Genomic DNA, 18,177 nt, shown 5'->3' with positions numbered 1-18,177 from the left:
GTAGTACGACTGTCGAGACGCAAGGGAGCCGGGAAACGTGTCCCGTCAGGTGTTCCTCTACGACCCACCGGAGCGTTTCGTGGCCGGTACGGTCGGGCTGCCTGGCCGCCGTACGTTCTTCCTCCAGGCGGCCGCCGGCGGCCGGGTCACCAGCGTCGCCCTGGAGAAGACACAGGTCGCCGCCCTCGCCGAGCGCATGGACGAACTCCTCGACGAGGTCGTCCGCCGCACCGGGGGCAACGCACCGGTGCCGGCCGTCGCCCCCGCCGAGGTCGCCGACACCGCCCCCCTCGACGTACCCGTCGAGGAGGAGTTCCGGGTCGGCACCATGGCGCTCGCCTGGGACGGCGAGGAGCAGCGCATGATCGTCGAGGCGCAGGCGCTCGTGGAGCTCGACGTGGACTCCGAGGAGGACCTCGCCGAGGCCGAGGAGCGGCTGCTCCAGGACGAGGAGAACGGCCCGCCGATGCTCCGGGTCCGCCTCAGCGGCGCCCAGGCGCGCGCCTTCGCGAAGCGGGCCCTGGACGTCGTCAACGCCGGCCGTCCGCCCTGCCCGCTGTGCAGTCTGCCGCTCGACCCCGAGGGCCATGTCTGCCCGCGCCAGAACGGATACCGCCGCGGAGCATGAGCAGCAGCCCTTCGACGCCCCAGGACGCCGAGCTGCTCGCCCACGGTGAGCTGACCGTCCGCGGCCAGGTCCGCGAGGCCTCCAACGCCGTGCTGTACTGCTCCGTCGCGTACGAGGGACGCGAGGCGGCCTGCGTCTACAAGCCGGTCGCGGGGGAGCAGCCGCTGTGGGACTTCCCCGACGGCACCCTCGCCCAGCGCGAGGTCGCCGCGTACGAGATCTCCGAGGCCACCGGCTGGGGCCTGGTCCCGCCGACCGTGCTCCGCAACGGGCCGTACGGGGAGGGCATGGTCCAGCTGTGGATCGAGGCCGACCCCGAGGCCCGGCTGCTGGCCCTCACCGAGGACGACGAGGCCGGCGAGGGCTGGAAGGCCGTCGGGCCCGCCCAGGTCGACGAGGACCGCACCGCGCTCCTCGTCCACGCGGACACCCCCGACCTGCGGCGGCTCGCCGTCCTCGACGCCGTCATCAACAACGGCGACCGGAAGGGCGGACACCTGTTGCCCGCCCCCGACGGACACCTCTACGGCATCGACCACGGGGTCACCTTCCACGTCGACGACAAGCTGCGCACCCTCCTGTGGGGCTGGGCGGGCGAGGAGTTGCCCGCCGAGGCGGCCGGGGTGCTCGACGGCCTCGACGGCTCCCTGGCCCCGGGAGCGCCTCTCGCCGCCCGTCTGGCGGAACTGCTCACCGAGGCCGAGGTGGCGGCCGTACGCGCCCGCGTGGAGGCGCTGCGGACCACGGGCCGGCACCCGGAGCCCTCGGGGCAGTGGCCGGCGATCCCCTGGCCGCCGGTCTGAGGTCCCGGGCTCCGGCCCTGGTCAGGCCCTGGCCCTTCCAACGGACCGAATATTTTCGGCCAAGGAGGGTTCGGGGCGCCATGCACCCCTGGGGGGTATGCACGTGTGCCTCCGACCCGCAAGAGCGCCTAATCGGTCAAGATCCCGGATCCGGTTCGTATCCGGAACACCTGTCCGGTTACGCTCGGGTCATGCATGCCTGGCCCGCTTCTGAGGTCCCCGCCCTTCCCGGCAAGGGCCGCGACCTCCGGATCCACGACACCGCGACCGGTGGACGAGTGACCCTCGCCCCCGGCCCCGTCGCCCGTATCTACGTCTGCGGCATCACGCCGTACGACGCGACCCACATGGGTCACGCGGCGACCTACAACGCGTTCGACCTCGTTCAGCGCGTGTGGCTCGACACCAAGCGGCAGGTGCACTACGTCCAGAACGTCACGGACGTGGACGACCCGCTCCTGGAGCGCGCGATCCGCGACGGCATCGACTGGGTCGGCCTCGCCGAGCGCGAGACCGCCCTCTTCCGCGAGGACATGACCGCCCTGCGGATGCTGCCCCCGCAGCACTACATCGGCGCAGTCGAAGCCATACCCGGGATCGTCCCGCTCGTCGAGCGGCTCCGGGACTCCGGCGCCGCCTACGAGCTCGACGGTGACATCTACTTCTCCGTCGACGCCGACCCGCACTTCGGGCAGGTCTCGAACTACACCACCGAGCTGATGCGCCACCTCTCCGCCGAGCGCGGCGGGGACCCGGACCGCCCCGGCAAGAAGAACCCGCTCGACCCGATGCTCTGGATGGCCGCCCGCGAGGGCGAGCCGAGCTGGGACGGCGCGAGCCTCGGCCTCGGCCGGCCCGGCTGGCACATCGAGTGCGTCGCCATCGCCCTGGACCACCTCGGCATGGGCTTCGACGTGCAGGGCGGCGGCTCCGACCTGATCTTCCCGCACCACGAGATGGGCGCCTCCCACGCCCAGACCCTCACCGGTGAATTCCCCATGGCCAAGGCGTACGTCCACGCCGGCATGGTCGGCCTCGACGGCGAGAAGATGTCCAAGTCCCGGGGCAACCTGGTCTTCGTCTCGCGCCTCCGCCGTGACGGCGTCGACCCGGCCGCCATCCGGCTCGCCCTCCTCTCCCACCACTACCGCGCCGACTGGGAGTGGACCGACCAGGTCCTCCAGGACGCCGTGGAGCGCCTCGGCCGCTGGCGCGCCGCCGTGTCCCGGCCCGACGGCCCGTCCGCCGACGCGCTCGTCGAGGAGCTCCGCGAGGCCCTCTCCGACGACCTCGACGCCCCGGCCGCGCTCGCCGCGGTCGACCGCTGGGCCGCGCTCCAGGCGGCCGAGGGCGGCACCGACGACTCCGCCCCCGGTCTCGTCTCCCGTGCCGTCGACGCCCTCCTGGGGGTCGCCCTGTAGCAGGGCCGCGTACCCGACTGTCGTTTGTGCAACCGCCCTTGGACTTCTCGCCGAAGTCCGAGGGCGGTTCCCTTTTGTCCTGTCGCGCTGCTCGATTCTGCGCTAAATAGGCCTCATGCAATCATCAATGCGCATGAGAGCTGCAGTCGCCGGTGCACTGCTCGGGTTCCTCGCGGCCTTCGCCGGACCCGGTGGCAGCGCCACGGCTGTGCCAGCCGACAACGTCGACACGGCCGACACCACGGTCGGCGACCTCACCGGGTTCGCCGCCGACGGGCCCGTCTACCGGCTGACCGCCGGCCAGAGCCAAGCCCGGGTCAGCTTCGTCACCGCCGACACCTTCCGCATCGAACTCGCCCCCGACGGCGCGTTCACCGACCCCACCGGCAGCGACATCACGCTGCCCCAGGGCCCGCCTCCGGCCACCCGCTGGCGGGACCTGGGCGACCGCTACGAACTGAGCAGCGCCCAGGTGACCCTGCGCGCCTACAAGTCACCGCTCCGCTTCGCCGCCGTACGCGCCGACGGCACCCCGCTCTGGAGCGAGGCCCGCGGACTCAGCTGGAACGCCGACCGCACCACCCAGACCCTCGCCCGGGGCGCCACCGAGCAGTTCTACGGCGCCGGCATGCAGAACGGCCGCGGCAACACCTCCCACCGCGACAAGACCGTCGAGGTCGGCGTCGACTACAACTGGAACGACGGCGGCCACCCCAACTCCGTCCCGTTCTACCTCTCCTCCGCCGGATACGGCGTCTACCGCAACACCTACGCGCCGAACACCTACGCCTTCACCGAGCCCGTCACCACCAGCGCGAAGGAACGGCGCTTCGACGCCTACTACTTCGCCGGCACCGGCGGCGACGCCGCCAAGGACGTCATCGGCCAGTACACCCGGCTCACCGGCAAGCCCTTCCTGCCGCCCGTGTACGGCCTGGAGATCGGCGACGCCGACTGCTACCTCCACAACGCCAACCGTGGTGAGCGCCGCACCCTCGACGCCCTGAAGGTCGCCGACGGCTACGTCGCCAACGACATGCCCAACGGCTGGATGCTCGTCAACGACGGCTACGGCTGCGGCTACGAGAACCTCGCCGAGGCCTCCGCCGGACTCGGCGAGCGCGGCATGAAGCTCGGCCTGTGGACCGAGGACGGCATCGACAAGCTCGAAGAGCAGGTCAAGGCCGGCCAGCGGGTCGCCAAGCTCGACGTCGCCTGGGTCGGCGAGGGCTACAAGTTCGCCCTCGACGGCTGCAAGGACGCCCACGCCGGCATCGAGGCCCACAGCGACGCCCGCGGCTTCACCTGGGCCCCCGAGAGCTGGTCCGGCGCCCAGCGCTGCGGCGTCCAGTGGTCCGGCGACCAGTCAGGCACCTGGGAGTACATCCGCTGGCAGATCCCGACCTACGCGGGCGCGTCCATGTCCGGACTCGCCTACACCACCGGTGACGTCGACGGCATCTTCGGCGGCAGCGCCAAGACGTACACCCGCGACCTCCAGTGGAAGACCTTCCTGCCGGTCACGATGACCATGGACGGCTGGGCCGCCAACGACAAGCAGCCCTTCCGCTACGGCGAGCCCTACACCAGCATCAACCGCGCCTCCCTCAAGCTGCACGAGGCGCTGCTCCCGTACATCTACAGCCACGCCCACCAGGCCACGAAGACCGGCGTCGGCCTCGCCCGGCCGCTCGCCCTGGAGTACCCGGACGACCCCAAGGCCTCCACCGAGGCCGCCAAGTACGAGTTCCTCAGCGGCGAGGACTTCCTCGTCGCCCCCGTCTACCAGGACGCCGTGGAGCGCGACGGCATCTATCTCCCCAAGGGCACCTGGATCGACTACTGGAGCGGGCGCACCTACCAGGGCCCCGTCACCGTCGACGACTACAGCGCCCCGCTCGACACCCTGCCCCTCTTCGTACGGGCCGGGGCGACCGTCCCGATGTGGCCCGGCGACATCCGCTCGTACACCGACCGCGCCCCCGACGCCCCGCTCGCCTGGGACATCTACCCGAAGGGCAGCTCCTCCTTCGAGCTGTACGAGGACGACGGCGTCACCCGCGAACACCGCACCGGCAAGTACGCCACCCAGCGCGCCGAGGTCAGCGCCCCGAACGGCGGCCCCGGTGACGTCACCGTCCGCATCGGCGCGAGCAAGGGCACCTACACCGGCAAGCCGGCCGCCCGGCCGTACGCCTTCACCGTCCACACCGGCGACGCCCCCGGCACCGTCAGGCTCGACGGGCGCAAGCTGCCCGCGCACACCTCCCGCGCCGCCTTCGACGCCGCCGCCCAGGGCTGGTGGTACGACCGCGACGAGCGCGGGGGAGTGGTCCGGGTCAAGACGGCCGCCCTGTCCACCGGCCGCGGCTTCGAGCTGAAGCTGACCGACACCAGCGCGGTCGGCGGCGCCGTCCCGGGCGCCTCAGCGGCCCTCGCCGTCCCCTCGGCGCAGGAGCTCGGCGCCGGAGCGCCCGGCACCGTCGCCGTGGACGTCACCGCGGGCACCCGCGACGCCACCGACGTACGGGTCTCCCTGGCGGCCCCGGCCGGCTGGCAGGTCACCCCGGCCGCCCCGCTCGACCGCGTCCCGGCCGGCACCACCCGCCGGGTCGAGGTCACCGTCACCCCCGCCCCGGACGCGGAGCCCGGCGAGGCCACCCTCACGGCCACCGCCCGGCACCGCGCCGCGGGCACCGACCGCACCGCCACCCAGCGGTTCGCGGTCGGCGTGATGCCCCCGCCGCCGACCGGCGACGCCTGGGCGAGCGACCTGGTCTGGCTGCGCTCCACCAACGGCTGGGGCCCGCCCGAACGCGACCGCTCCAACGGTGAATCCGGCGCCGCCGACGGCCGGACCCTCACCCTGGCCGGCACGACCTACGAGAAGGGCATCGGCGCCCACGCCGACTCCGACATCGAGGTCTACCTCGGCGGCCGCTGCACCACCTTCACCGCCGACGTCGGCATCGACGACGAGATCAACGGCTACGGCGACGTGGCCTTCTCCGTCGAGGCCGACGGCAAGGTCCTGTGGACCTCGCCCCGGCTCACCGGCGCCTCCGCGACCCTGCCCGTGAACGTCGACGTGACCGGGGCGCGACACGTCCGGCTGCGGATCACGGACACCAACGGGTCCAAGAGCGGCGACCACGCGGACTGGGCGGCGGCCCGGTTCGGCTGCGCCTGACGCACGAACGGGAGGGGCGCCCTCGGGCACCCCTCCCGTTCCGTCGCCTTCGCGGAGAAGGCCTCAGCGGAGGAAGGCCTCCGCGGAGTCGCTACTTCTCGGACTCGCCGTCCGTGTCCGTGTCCGGTGACCCGTCGGCGGAGCCCTCAGGCCCGTCGGCGGGTCCCGTCGTCTCCTCGGCGGATCCCTCCGGCCGCTCCGGCCCCTCCGCTTCCTCGGCTTCCTCGGCGGCGTCCGTCCCCGGTACCGCCTCCGGCCCCGGCTGCGCCGGCTTCGGAGGACGCGTACGACCGCTTCCGGCGTCCCGCAGGAACGCCGTGTCGCCGCCCTCCATCGCCACCCCGGGGCCGCCGCCCGGACCCGTGCCCGGCTCGCGCCGCCGCAGATACCGCTCGAACTCGCGGGCGATCGCCTCGCCCGAGGCCTCCGGCAGCTCCGCCGTGTCCCGGGCCTCCTCGAGCGTCTGCACGTACTCGGCGACCTCGCTGTCCTCGGCCGCCAGCTGGTCCACGCCCACCTGCCAGGCCCGCGCGTCCTCGGGCAGCTCGCCCAGCGGGATGCGCAGCCCGATCAGGTCCTCGAGACGGTTGAGGAGCGCCAGGGTCGCCTTCGGGTTCGGCGGCTGCGACACGTAGTGCGGCACCGCGGCCCACAGGCTCACCGCTGGCACGCCCGCGTGGGTGCACGCCTCCTGGAGGATGCCCACGATGCCCGTCGGGCCCTCGTACCGGGTCTCCTCCAGATCCATCGTGCGCGCCAGATCCGGGTCGGAGGTCACGCCGCTGACCGGGACCGGCCGGGTGTGCGGCGTGTCCCCGAGCAGCGCGCCCAGGATCACGACCATCTCCACGCCCAGCTCGTGCGCGAAGGCGAGGATCTCGTTGCAGAACGAGCGCCAGCGCATCGACGGCTCGATCCCGCGCACGAGCACCAGGTCACGGGGCTTGTCGCCGCCGACCCGGACCACGGAGAGCCGGGTCGTCGGCCAGGTGATCTTCCGGACCCCGTTGTCCAGGAAGACCGTGGGCCGGTTGACCTGGAAGTCGTAGTAGTCCTCGGCGTCGAGCGCCGCGAACACCTCGCCCTTCCATTCCCGGTCCAGATGGGCGACCGCGGTGGAGGCGGCGTCGCCGGCGTCGTTCCAGCCTTCGAACGCGGCCACCATGACCGGGTCGATCAGCTCGGGTACCCCCTCGAGCTCGATCACCCAGCGCCTCCTTTTCGAAGTTCCTGTCGTACGGACCAACCTTACGGCTTTCCTCAGGTCCGTCCGCAGCCCCCGGACATCCCCGAAAACCCGTGCGGCCTTGATCGACTACCCAGGAACTCGCCTCCGCACACGGCGGTCTCACTCCTCCCAGAGCGTGCTCGGCGCCTCCCTCCGGACCACCGGCGCGATCTCCTCGGCGAAACGCTGGAGCGTCTCGATCTGCTCGGCCGTCGACTGACCGAAGGTGTCGACGGTGACGGACTGCAGGTCGTGCCCGTAGTGGGCGTGGTAGCCGAGGATCTTGTCGATGATCCGCTGCGGCGAGCCGATCAGCTGGGGGCCGTCCGCGACGGCGTCCTCGATCGTGCGGAACGGGGTGTTGTAGCCGGCCTTTCCTTCCAGGTGCGGCTTGAAGCTCTGCCGTACCTTCGCCTCGTACAGGTCCTTGTAGCGGGCGATCGCCTCCTCGGTGGTGTCGGCGATGAGCAGGCCGCCGGAACCGGCCGCCACGCGCGCGTGGGCCGGGTCGTGCCCGTACTCCTCGAACTTCTCCCGGTAGTGGGCGATGAGCTTCGCGTACGCCTCGCGGGGCTGGATCGCGTTGGCGGTGAAGAGCGGATCGCCGTGCTTCGCCGCGAGCTCGGGGGAGTTGAGGCTGGTGGCCGAGCCGTGCCAGATCCGGGGCGGTCCCGCGTACGGGCGTGGCACCGTGGTGACGTTCTTCAGCGGCGGCCGGAACTCGCCCTCCCAGTCGACGCCCTCCTCCGTCCAGAGACGGCGGAGCAGCTCGTACTTCTCCTTCTGGAGGTCCCACTGCCGCTCCTCGTCCAGGCCGAAGAGATCGAAGTGGCCGGCCTCCGCGCCCTTGCCGACGACGAGTTCGAGCCGGCCGCGGGAGAGCTGGTCGAGGGTGGCGTAGTCCTCGGCGACCCGGACCGGGTCGAGGATCGCGACCACGGTGACGCCGGTGAGCAGCCTGATCCGGGTGGTGCGGGCGGCGAGCGCGGCGAGCAGCACGGTCGGGGCCGAGGAGAGGAACGGGCCCGCGTGCCGCTCGCCGACCGCGTACGCGTCGAAGCCGAGCCGTTCGGCGGTCTCGCCGAGCGTGACGACCTGCTCCAACCGGTCGGCGGCGGAGAGGAGTTCGCCGGTCAGCGGGTGCGGGGAGTGGTTGACGATCGAGAGCACCTGAAACTTCATGCGCTCCACTCTGCGCGCCGAGTGTTGCGGTGGTGTGGACGCCGTGTGGCACGCCTCGGGGGCGGTCCTCCGAAGAGGAACCACCCCCGAGGCAGTGGGAGTTGCCTCCCCGCGCTACTTGTCCAGCATCTTCTCGACGTCGGCGCGGATCTCGTCCGTCGCCAGGCCGCGGATGGTCAGCGTCGTACGGCGGCGCAGCACGTCGTCCGCCGTCTCGGCCCACTCGTGGTCGCGGGCGTAGGCGACCTGCGCCCAGATCTCCGGCGCGTCCGGGTGGATACGGCGGGCCAGGTCCGGGTTCTCGTTCGCCATGCGCGCGATGTCGAAGGAGAGCGAGCCGTAGTGCGTCGCCAGGTGCTTGGCGGTGTCGGCGGCCATCCGGGGGCCGGGCGCCGGACCGTCGACGAGCAGCCGGTGCGCGACCGCGTTCGGGTTGGCGATACCGGGCAGCGGCAGCCGCTTCGGCAGCGTCGACACCGACTCGTAGTCCTCGCCCAGCGGGTGGCCGGGGAGCTGCTCCAGCTTCTTCATCACCGTACGGCCGATGTGGCGGAAGGTCGTCCACTTGCCGCCGGCCACCGACAGCATGCCGCCGCGGCCCTCGGTGACGACCGTCTCGCGCTTGGCCTTCGAGGTGTCGCCGGGACCGCCCGGGAGCACTCGCAGACCGGCGAAGGCGTAGGTGATCAGATCGCGCGACAGCTGCTGGTCGCGGATGGAGAAGGCGGCCTCGTCCAGGATCTGGGCGGTGTCCTTCTCGGTGACCTCGACCTGGCCGGGGTCGCCCTCGTACTCCTCGTCGGTGGTGCCGAGCAGCAGCATGTCCTCCCAGGGGAGGGCGAAGGTGATGCGGTACTTGTCGATCGGGGTGGCCAGGGCGGCCTTCCACGGCGAGGTCCGCTTGAGGACCAGGTGCGCGCCCTTGGAGAGGCGGATGGAGGGGGCCGCGTTCGGGTCCTCCATCTTGCGCAGGTGGTCGACCCACGGGCCGGTCGCGTTGAGCACCAGGCGGGCGGTGACACCGAACTCGTCGCCGCTGGTGCGGTCCTTGAGCTCGGCGCCGGTGACCCGGCCCTTGGTGAAGCGCAGCCCGGTGACCTCGGCGTGGTTGAGGACGGTGGCACCGGCGTCGACCGCGGCGCGGACCGTCATCAGGGCCATGCGGGCGTCGTTCATCTGGTCGTCGCCGTAGACGGCCACGGCCTTGAGGTTGTCGGTGCGCAGTTCCGGTACGTCCTGCGCGGCCTTGGCGGGGGAGAGCAGGTGCCCGACGCCGTCACCGAACGCCGAGAGGGCGCTGTAGGCGAAGACACCGGCACCGAGCTTGGCCGCGCCGTGCGGGCCGCCCTTGTAGACGGGCAGGTAGAAGGTGAGGGGGTTGGCGAGGTGCGGTGCCACCTGACGGGAGACCGCACGCCGCTCGAAGTGGTTCTCCGCGACCAGCTTCACCGCGCCGGTCTGCAGGTAGCGCAGACCGCCGTGGAGCAGCTTCGAGGAGGCGGAGGAGGTGGCGCCGGCGAAGTCGCCGGCGTCCACCAGGGCCACCCGCAGGCCCGACTGCGCGGCGTGCCAGGCGGTGGAGATGCCCAGGATGCCGCCGCCGATCACCAGGAGGTCGTACGTCGCCTTGGAAAGCTGGTCCCGGGTCTCGGCGCGGCTCGGGAGGGAGCCGGACGCCGGGTGCGTCCCGAGGGCAGGGACGCTCTGCAGGGTGGTCATGTGTCTTACTCCTCGTCCTCGATCCAGCCCATGGTCCGCTCGACGGCCTTGAGCCAGCTCTTGTACTCGCTGTCACGCCTGTCGGCGTCCATGCGAGGGGTCCATTCCGCCGCCCGGCGCCAGTTGGCGCGCAGTGCGTCGGTGTCCGGCCAGAAGCCGACGGCGAGACCGGCGGCGTAGGCGGCGCCGAGGCAGGTGGTCTCGGCGACCATCGGACGCACGACGGGCGCGTCCAGGAAGTCCGAGAGGGTCTGCATCAGCAGGTTGTTGGAGGTCATGCCGCCGTCGACCTTGAGCGCGGTCAGCTCGACGCCGGAGTCCTTCGTCATGGCGTCGGTGATCTCGCGGGTCTGCCAGGCGGTGGCCTCCAGGACGGCGCGGGCGATGTGCGCCTTGGTGACGTACCGGGTGAGGCCGGCGATGACACCGCGGGCGTCGGAGCGCCAGTACGGGGCGAACAGGCCGGAGAAGGCCGGCACGAAGTAGGCGCCGCCGTTGTCCTCGACCGAGGACGCGAGGGTCTCGATCTCGGCGGCGGACTTGATCAGGCCCATCTGGTCGCGCATCCACTGCACCAGCGAACCGGTGACGGCGATCGAGCCCTCCAGGGCGTAGACCGGCTTCTGGTCGCCGATCTGGTAGCCGACCGTGGTCAGCAGGCCGCTGTAGGAGTTGATGATCTTGTCACCGGTGTTCATCAGCATGAAGGTGCCGGTGCCGTACGTGGACTTGGCCTCGCCCTCGGCGAAACAGGTCTGGCCGAACAGGGCGGCCTGCTGGTCGCCGAGCGCCGAGGCGACCGGGACGCCGGCGAGGGCGCCGTCCTTGACGTTGCCGTACACCTCGGCGGAGGACCGGATCTCGGGGAGGACGTTGAGGGGGACCCCCATCGACTCCGCGATCTTCTCGTCCCAGGCCAGCGTGTGCAGGTTCATCAGCATGGTGCGCGAGGCGTTGGTGACGTCGGTGACGTGCACGCCGCCGTCGGTGCCGCCCGTGAGGTTCCAGATGACCCACGAGTCCATGGTGCCGAAGAGGATGTCGCCGGCCTCGGCGCGCTCACGCAGGCCCTCGACGTTGTCGAGCATCCAGCGGATCTTCGGGCCGGCGAAGTAGCTCGCCAGGGGCAGGCCGGTCTCGCGGCGGAAGCGGTCCTGGCCGACGTTGCGGCCGAGCTCCTTGCAGAGGGCGTCGGTGCGGGTGTCCTGCCAGACGAGGGCGTTGTGGACGGGCTCACCGGTGTTCTTGTCCCAGAGCAGCGTGGTCTCGCGCTGGTTGGTGATGCCGATGGCCTTGACGTCGGAGGCGGCGATGCCGCCCTTCGTCAGGGCGCCGGCGACGACCTCCTGGACGTTGGTCCAGATCTCCGCGGCGTCGTGCTCGACCCAGCCCGGCTTCGGGAAGATCTGCTCGTGCTCCTTCTGGTCGACCGAGACGATCCGGCCGTCCTTGTCGAAGACGATGCAGCGGGAGGAGGTGGTGCCCTGGTCGATGGCCGCGATGAACGGGCCGGAGGTGTGTGCGTCGGTCACGGTGTGCTCCAAGAGAGGTCTGGGAGAAGGACGGCTCAGGCGAACGCGATGTTGTAGATACCCGCGGCGATGGCGCCACCGATCAGCGGACCGGCGACCGGGATCCAGGCGTAGCTCCAGTCGGAGCCGCCCTTGTGCTTCAGCGGGAGCAGTGCGTGCACGATGCGCGGGCCGAGGTCACGGGCCGGGTTGATCGCGTAGCCGGTCGGGCCGCCGAGCGAGAGGCCGATCGAGACCACCACGAACGCGGTGATCAGGGCGCCTATGACGCCGAGGCCCTTGCCGCTGTCGTTGAGGCCCTGGGTGAGCACGGCCAGGACGAGCACGACGGTGCCGATGATCTCGGTGGCCAGGTTCTGCCAGGTGTTCCGGATCTCGGGGCCGGTGGAGAAGACGCCGAGCACCGGGCCGGGGCCCTCGATCGGCTTCTTGCCCGAGGCCTCGGGGTCGGCGAGGTGCGCCTGGAACTGGCCGTAGTAGGCCACCCAGACCAGCGCCGCGCCGATCATGGCGCCGAGCATCTGACCCGCGATGTAGACGGGGACGTTGCTCCACTCCCCGTCCTTGATCGCGATTCCGACCGTGACGGCGGGGTTCAGATGGGCGCCCGAGAGGGAAGCCGTCATGTAGACGGCCGTCATGACGGCGAAGCCCCACCCGAAGGTGATCGCGAGCCAGCCCGCGTTGCGGGCCTTGGAGCCCTTGAGCGTGACGGCGGCGCACACACCGCCGCCGAGCAGAATGAGAACGGCGGTACCGATGGTCTCGCCGAGGAAGATGTCGGAGCTGGACACCCGCGACTCCTTTGTCCTTCGTCCAGGGGAACGGCGGACTCCGGGTCCCTCCGGAGGTCCGCACCCTCGTGTGAGGGCTGTTTCCGGCCCTTGGCACTGCCACACCTTAGCGTGTATTGCCGTTAGGTGTTCGGCATTGCCGACCGATGAACGGAAGTTTTGCCCCGGGGTTAACAGCACGTCAAGGCCCCGGGAAGCGAAAAACCCGCCGATAACGCGATCGTTACCGGCGGGTTCACTCAGGTCGGGGGGTGCGGTGGCGCAGGGTCAGAAGCGCCCGGCTCCCAGGTCCCGGGAGACCGCGCGGGCGCAGTCCCGTACCGCCGCCACCAGTTCGGGGCGCAGCTCCCCGGCCGGGCAGAGCCGCTCCACGGCGCCGGTGACCGCCACCGCGCCCACCGGCATCCGCCGCCGGTCGTGGATCGGCGCCGCCACCGAGGCGACGCCCTCCCAGGTCTCCTCCACGTCCGCCGCCCAGCCCCGGGCCCGCGTCATGTCGAGCAGCGACTCGAAGTCCCCCAGGGTCGTGGTCGTCCGGGGCGTGAACGCCTCCCGCTCGACCTCCAGGACCTCGCTGTGGGCCACCGGGTCGTACGCCGAGAGGACCTTGCCGAGCGCCGTGGAGTGCAGCGGCTGCATGGCCCCCACCTCCAGGACCTGACGGCTGTCGTCCGGCCGGAAGACGTGGTGCACGATCAGGACGCCCTTCAGGTGCAGCACCCCCAGGTGCACGCTCTCGCCGCTGGACCGCGCCAGGTCGTCCGTCCAGACCAGGGCGCGCGCCCGCAGCTCGTGCACGTCCAGATAGCTGTTGCCGAGCCGCAGCAGCTCCGCGCCGAGCTGGTAGCGGCCCGAGGCCGCCTCCTGCTCCACGAAGCCCTCCGCCTGGAGGGTGCGCAGGATGCCGTGGGCGGTGCCCTTGGCGAGTCCCAGCGAGGACGCGATGTCGGACAGGCCGAGCCGGCGCTCGCCGCCCGCGAGCAGCCGCAGCATGGCCGCCGCCCGTTCAAGCGACTGGATGTTCTTCGCCATCGCCCGGCCCCTTCTCCCTCTCACACTGTTCGACAATGCTGAACACTATCGGTCGATGCCGACCTTGCGTTACACATGACAGTGTCAGTCAAGAACGGGCCGAACCGGGAGTCCCCGCACACAGGATGCCGTCCGCCTCGCGAGACACCGTGTCCACCCCGGCCGGTGCGCGGTTACGCTGGCCCCGTGCACCCTCCTCCGAAGGTGCAAAGCCGACAGCCGTCGCATCCCAGGGAGCTCATCCATGGCCTCGTTGCCGACCCCTTCCGCTGACAGCCGGAACCGCGCCGCAGCCCTCCGAGAGGCACTCGCCAGTCGAGTCGTCGTCGCCGACGGCGCCATGGGCACCATGCTCCAGGCACAGGACCCCACCCTCGAGGACTTCCAGAACCTCGAAGGCTGCAACGAGATCCTGAACATCACCCGGCCCGACATCGTCCGTTCGGTCCACCAGGAGTACTTCGCCGCCGGCGTCGACTGCGTCGAGACCAACACCTTCGGCGCCAACCACGCGGCCCTGGGCGAGTACGACATCCCCGAGCGCGTCCACGAACTCTCCGAGGCCGGCGCCCGCATCGCCCGAGAGGTCGCCGACGAGTTCACCGCCTCCACCGGACAGCAGCGCTGGGTCCTCGGCTCCATCGGCCCCGGCACCAAGCTCCCGACTCTCGGCCACGCCCCGTACCCCCTGCTGCGCGACGCCTACCAGCAGAACGCCGAGGGCCTCCTCGCCGGCGGTGCCGACGCCCTGCTCGTCGAGACCACCCAGGACCTGCTCCAGACCAAGGCCTCCGTCATCGGCGCCCGCCGCGCCCTCGACGCCCTCGGCGCCGACGTGCCGCTCATCGTCTCCGTCACCGTCGAGACCACCGGCACCATGCTCCTCGGCTCCGAGATCGGCGCCGCCCTGACGGCCCTGGAGCCGCTCGGCATCGACATGATCGGGCTGAACTGCGCCACCGGCCCCGCCGAGATGAGCGAGCACCTCCGCTACCTCGCCCGCCACTCGCGCATCCCGCTCTCCTGCATGCCCAACGCCGGCCTGCCCGTCCTCACCTCCGACGGCGCCCACTACCCGCTCAGCCCCGCCGAGCTCGCCGACGCCCAGGAGACCTTCGTCCGCGAGTACGGCCTCTCCCTGATCGGCGGCTGCTGCGGTACGACCCCCGAGCACCTGCGCCAGGTCGTCGAGCGCGTCCGGGACCTCACCCCCGGAACGCGCGAGCCGCACCCCGAGCCAGGCGCCGCCTCGCTCTACCAGACCGTGCCGTTCCGCCAGGACACCGCGTACATGGCGATCGGCGAGCGCACCAACGCCAACGGCTCGAAGAAGTTCCGCGAGGCCATGCTGGAGGCGCGCTGGGACGACTGCGTCGAGATGGCCCGCGACCAGATCCGCGAGGGCGCGCACATGCTCGACCTCTGCGTCGACTACGTGGGCCGCGACGGCGTCGCCGACATGCGGGAGCTCGCCGGCCGCTTCGCCACCGCCTCCACCCTGCCGATCGTCCTCGACTCCACCGAGGTGGACGTCCTGCAGGCCGGTCTGGAGAAGCTCGGCGGCCGGGCGGTCATCAACTCCGTCAACTACGAGGACGGCGACGGGCCCGAGTCCCGCTTCGCCAAGGTCACCCGGCTGGCCCAGGAGCACGGCGCCGCACTCATCGCCCTCACCATCGACGAGGAGGGCCAGGCCCGTACCCCCGAGCACAAGGTCGCCATCGCCGAGCGGCTCATCGACGACCTGACCGGCAACTGGGGCATCCACGAGTCGGACATCCTCATCGACACCCTGACCTTCACCATCTGCACCGGTCAGGAGGAGTCGCGGAAGGACGGCATCGCCACGATCGAGTCGATCCGCGAGCTGAAGCGCCGCCACCCGGACGTCCAGACCACCCTGGGTCTCTCCAACATCTCCTTCGGTCTGAACCCGGCCGCGCGCATCCTGCTCAACTCGGTCTTCCTCGACGAGTGTGTGAAGGCGGGCCTCGACTCGGCGATCGTCCACGCGTCGAAGATCCTGCCGATCGCCCGCTTCGACGACGAGCAGGTCACCACCGCCCTCGACCTGATCTACGACCGGCGACGCCCCCAGCAGGGGGACGAACCGGCCTACGACCCGCTGCAGAAGCTGATGGCCCTCTTCGAGGGGGTCAACACCAAGTCGATGAAGGCCGGCAAGACCGAGGAGCTTCTCGCGCTGCCGCTGGACGAGCGTCTGAAGCGCCGGATCATCGACGGTGAGAAGAACGGTCTGGAGGCAGATCTCGACGAGGCCCTGGCCGGGCGTCCCGCCCTGGAGATCGTCAACGAGATCCTGCTCGACGGCATGAAGACGGTGGGCGAGCTGTTCGGCTCCGGCCAGATGCAGCTGCCGTTCGTCCTCCAGTCCGCCGAGGTCATGAAGACGGCGGTCGCCTACCTCGAACCCCACATGGAGAAGACCGACGCCGACGGCAAGGGGACGATCGTCCTCGCCACCGTCCGCGGCGACGTCCACGACATCGGCAAGAACCTCGTCGACATCATCCTCTCCAACAACGGCTACAACGTCGTCAACATCGGCATCAAGCAGCCGGTCTCCGCGATCCTGGAGGCGGCCGAGGAGCACCGGGCCGACGTCATCGGCATGTCCGGACTCCTCGTGAAGTCCACCGTGATCATGAAGGAGAACCTGGAGGAGCTGAACCAGCGCGAGCTGGCCGCCAAGTACCCCGTGATCCTCGGCGGAGCCGCCCTCACCCGGGCATACGTCGAACAGGACCTGCACGAGATCTACCAGGGCGAGGTCCGCTACGCCCGCGACGCCTTCGAGGGCCTGCGCCTGATGGACGCCCTCGTCGCCGTCAAGCGCGGCGTCCCCGGCGCCAAGCTCCCCGAACTCAAGCAGCGCCGCGTCGCCAAGCGGGACGCCCCGGTCCTCCAGGTGGAGGAGCCGGACGAGCCGGGCGGCCGCTCCGACGTCGCCGTCGACAACCCCGTCCCCACCCCGCCGTTCTGGGGCACCCGCGTGGTCAAGGGCATCCCGCTCAAGGACTACGCCTCCTGGCTCGACGAGGGCGCCCTCTTCAAGGGCCAGTGGGGCCTCAAGCAGGCCCGCGTCGGCGGCGCCACGTACGAGGAGCTCGTCGAGAGCGAGGGCCGGCCGCGGCTGCGCGGCCTGCTCGACAAGCTGCACACCGAGAACCTGCTGGAGGCGGCCGTCGTGTACGGCTACTTCCCCTGCGTCTCCAAGGGCGAGGACCTGATCATCCTCGACGACGCCGGCAACGAGCGGACCCGCTTCACCTTCCCGCGCCAGCGCCGGGGCCGCCGCCTCTGCCTCGCGGACTTCTTCCGCCCGGAGGAGTCCGGCGAGACCGACGTGGTCGGACTCCAGGTCGTCACCGTCGGCTCGAAGATCGGCGAGGCCACCGCCAAGCTGTTCGAGTCCGACTCCTACCGCGAGTACCTGGAGCTGCACGGCCTCTCCGTCCAGCTCGCCGAGGCCATGGCCGAGTACTGGCACGCCCGCGTCCGCGCCGAGCTCGGCTTCGGCGGCGAGGACCCGGACGCGGTCGAGGACATGTTCGACCTCAAGTACCGCGGCGCGCGCTTCTCCCTCGGCTACGGGGCCTGCCCCGACCTGGAGGACCGCGCGAAGATCGCGGAGCTGCTGCGTCCCGAGCGGATCGGCGTGCACCTCTCGGAGGAGTTCCAGCTCCACCCCGAGCAGTCCACCGACGCCATCGTGATCCATCACCCTGAGGCGAAGTACTTCAACGCCCGGTGACCGGCAGAGCCGCCCCCAGGGGTAAATCCGCGCTCTTTCGGTGATCCGGACGTACACTTGTCGGTCCAGTGCAGGCCGGTCTTCCTCCCCGTACCGGGGAGGGGGCCGGCCTTCTCGTCCCTCCATGGAGGTGTGCCGGATGACCAGTACGGTCCCCGCGTCCCTGTTCCGTACGAACGGAAGCTCCGCCCTGCAGGCGGTCTTCCTCGACATGGACGGGACCCTCGTCGACACGGAGGGATTCTGGTGGGACGCGGAGGTCGAGGTCTTCGCCGACCTGGGGCACCGGCTGGACGAGGCCTGGCGGGACATCGTCGTCGGCGGGCCGATGACGCGCAGCGCGGGCTACCTCATCGAGTCGACCGGCGCCGACATCACCGTCGCCGAGCTGACCGTCCTGCTCAACGAGAAGTTCGAGCAGCGCATCGAGCGCGGCGTACCCCTCATGCCGGGCGCCGAGCGACTGCTCGCCGAGCTGGCCCGGCACTCCATCCCGACCGCCCTGGTCTCCGCCTCGCACCGGCGGATCATCGACAAGGTCCTCCACTCGCTCGGCCGCGACCGCTTCACCCTCACCGTCGCGGGAGACGAGGTCGTACGGACCAAGCCGCACCCGGAGCCGTATCTGACGGCCGCCCACGGCGTCGGGGCCGACCCCGTGCTCTGTGCCGTCATCGAGGACACGGCGACCGGTGTGGCGGCCGCGGAGGCGGCGGGGTGCCGGGTCGTCGCGGTGCCCTCCGTCGCCCCGATCGCGCCCTCCCCGGGCCGGGTCGTCGTGCGTTCCCTCGAAGAGGTCGACGTGCCCTTCCTCCGCACATTGATCACCGGAATCTGAGCTTTATCTGAGCTTCCCCGGCGGAATGCGCTTTC

12 protein-coding genes are annotated in these 18,177 nt (G+C 71.1%); 6 read left to right on the top strand and 6 right to left on the bottom strand.

From position 1 onward, the window contains the following. Window positions 1-37: 37 nt before the first annotated feature. From OG462_RS11100 to OG462_RS11085, 4 genes are all read left to right on the top strand, one after another. Window positions 38-628, top strand: coding sequence for a DUF3090 domain-containing protein (locus OG462_RS11100; RefSeq protein ID WP_406056878.1), 591 nt, complete (start codon window positions 38-40; stop codon window positions 626-628). Then, on the top strand, window positions 625-1,431 hold the full coding sequence (locus OG462_RS11095) for an SCO1664 family protein (RefSeq protein WP_406056876.1): 807 nt from the start codon (window positions 625-627) through the stop codon (window positions 1,429-1,431). Before OG462_RS11100 ends, OG462_RS11095 begins: the two co-directional genes overlap by 4 nt. A gap of 191 nt (window positions 1,432-1,622) precedes the next feature. Beyond that, complete coding sequence (gene mshC / locus OG462_RS11090; RefSeq protein ID WP_406056874.1) at window positions 1,623-2,852, top strand: cysteine--1-D-myo-inosityl 2-amino-2-deoxy-alpha-D-glucopyranoside ligase; 1,230 nt, start codon at window positions 1,623-1,625, stop codon at window positions 2,850-2,852. A 115-nt stretch (window positions 2,853-2,967) separates the two neighbouring features. After that, window positions 2,968-6,042, top strand: a complete 3,075-nt coding sequence (locus tag OG462_RS11085) for an NPCBM/NEW2 domain-containing protein (RefSeq protein ID WP_406056872.1) — start codon at window positions 2,968-2,970, stop codon at window positions 6,040-6,042. Between the two features lie 91 nt (window positions 6,043-6,133). Here the strand turns inward: OG462_RS11085 and OG462_RS11080 are convergent, their stop codons facing one another. From OG462_RS11080 to OG462_RS11055, 6 genes are all read right to left on the bottom strand, one after another. Further along, complete coding sequence (locus OG462_RS11080) at window positions 6,134-7,249, bottom strand: PAC2 family protein (protein ID WP_406056870.1); 1,116 nt, start codon at window positions 7,247-7,249, stop codon at window positions 6,134-6,136. A 141-nt stretch (window positions 7,250-7,390) separates the two neighbouring features. Continuing rightward, the gene (locus tag OG462_RS11075) at window positions 7,391-8,452 is read right to left on the bottom strand and encodes an LLM class flavin-dependent oxidoreductase (protein ID WP_406056868.1); all 1,062 of its coding nucleotides are present in this window, start codon (window positions 8,450-8,452) and stop codon (window positions 7,391-7,393) included. 114 nt (window positions 8,453-8,566) lie between these two features. Further along, window positions 8,567-10,171, bottom strand: a complete 1,605-nt coding sequence (locus OG462_RS11070; protein ID WP_406056866.1) for an FAD-dependent oxidoreductase — start codon at window positions 10,169-10,171, stop codon at window positions 8,567-8,569. A 5-nt stretch (window positions 10,172-10,176) separates the two neighbouring features. Continuing rightward, a complete protein-coding gene (gene glpK, locus OG462_RS11065; RefSeq protein ID WP_406056864.1) occupies window positions 10,177-11,703 on the bottom strand; it encodes a glycerol kinase GlpK in 1,527 nt (508 codons plus the stop codon). A gap of 35 nt (window positions 11,704-11,738) precedes the next feature. Continuing rightward, complete coding sequence (locus OG462_RS11060; protein ID WP_406056862.1) at window positions 11,739-12,497, bottom strand: MIP/aquaporin family protein; 759 nt, start codon at window positions 12,495-12,497, stop codon at window positions 11,739-11,741. Between the two features lie 267 nt (window positions 12,498-12,764). Beyond that, a complete protein-coding gene (locus OG462_RS11055) occupies window positions 12,765-13,529 on the bottom strand; it encodes an IclR family transcriptional regulator (protein WP_406056860.1) in 765 nt (254 codons plus the stop codon). A 244-nt stretch (window positions 13,530-13,773) separates the two neighbouring features. Here OG462_RS11055 and metH point away from each other — a divergent pair, with 244 nt between their 5' ends. Together metH and OG462_RS11045 are read left to right on the top strand one after the other, a co-directional pair. Beyond that, window positions 13,774-17,304, top strand: a complete 3,531-nt coding sequence (gene metH / locus OG462_RS11050; RefSeq protein WP_406056858.1) for a methionine synthase — start codon at window positions 13,774-13,776, stop codon at window positions 17,302-17,304. Window positions 17,305-17,443: 139 nt separating this feature from the next. Further along, entirely contained in the window at window positions 17,444-18,142 is a 699-nt protein-coding gene (locus OG462_RS11045) for an HAD family hydrolase (RefSeq protein ID WP_406056856.1), read from the top strand. The last annotated feature ends 35 nt before the right edge of the window (window positions 18,143-18,177 follow it).

The organism is Streptomyces sp. NBC_01077 (assembly GCF_045162855.1).
GTDB lineage: Bacteria > Actinomycetota > Actinomycetes > Streptomycetales > Streptomycetaceae > Streptomyces.
Note: the sequence above shows the minus strand (reverse complement) of the source record. Positions and strands in the feature narration are given on the sequence as shown.

Coding starts and splice junctions, on each gene's coding strand:
- OG462_RS11070 (WP_406056866.1), bottom strand. CDS start 10,171: ATGACCACCCTGCAGAGCGTCCCTGCCCTCGGGACGCACCCGGCGTCC.
- OG462_RS11055 (WP_406056860.1), bottom strand. CDS start 13,529: ATGGCGAAGAACATCCAGTCGCTTGAACGGGCGGCGGCCATGCTGCGG.
- OG462_RS11045 (WP_406056856.1), top strand. CDS start 17,444: ATGACCAGTACGGTCCCCGCGTCCCTGTTCCGTACGAACGGAAGCTCC.
- OG462_RS11085 (WP_406056872.1), top strand. CDS start 2,968: ATGCAATCATCAATGCGCATGAGAGCTGCAGTCGCCGGTGCACTGCTC.
- OG462_RS11095 (WP_406056876.1), top strand. CDS start 625: ATGAGCAGCAGCCCTTCGACGCCCCAGGACGCCGAGCTGCTCGCCCAC.
- OG462_RS11075 (WP_406056868.1), bottom strand. CDS start 8,452: ATGAAGTTTCAGGTGCTCTCGATCGTCAACCACTCCCCGCACCCGCTG.
- metH (WP_406056858.1), top strand. CDS start 13,774: ATGGCCTCGTTGCCGACCCCTTCCGCTGACAGCCGGAACCGCGCCGCA.
- mshC (WP_406056874.1), top strand. CDS start 1,623: ATGCATGCCTGGCCCGCTTCTGAGGTCCCCGCCCTTCCCGGCAAGGGC.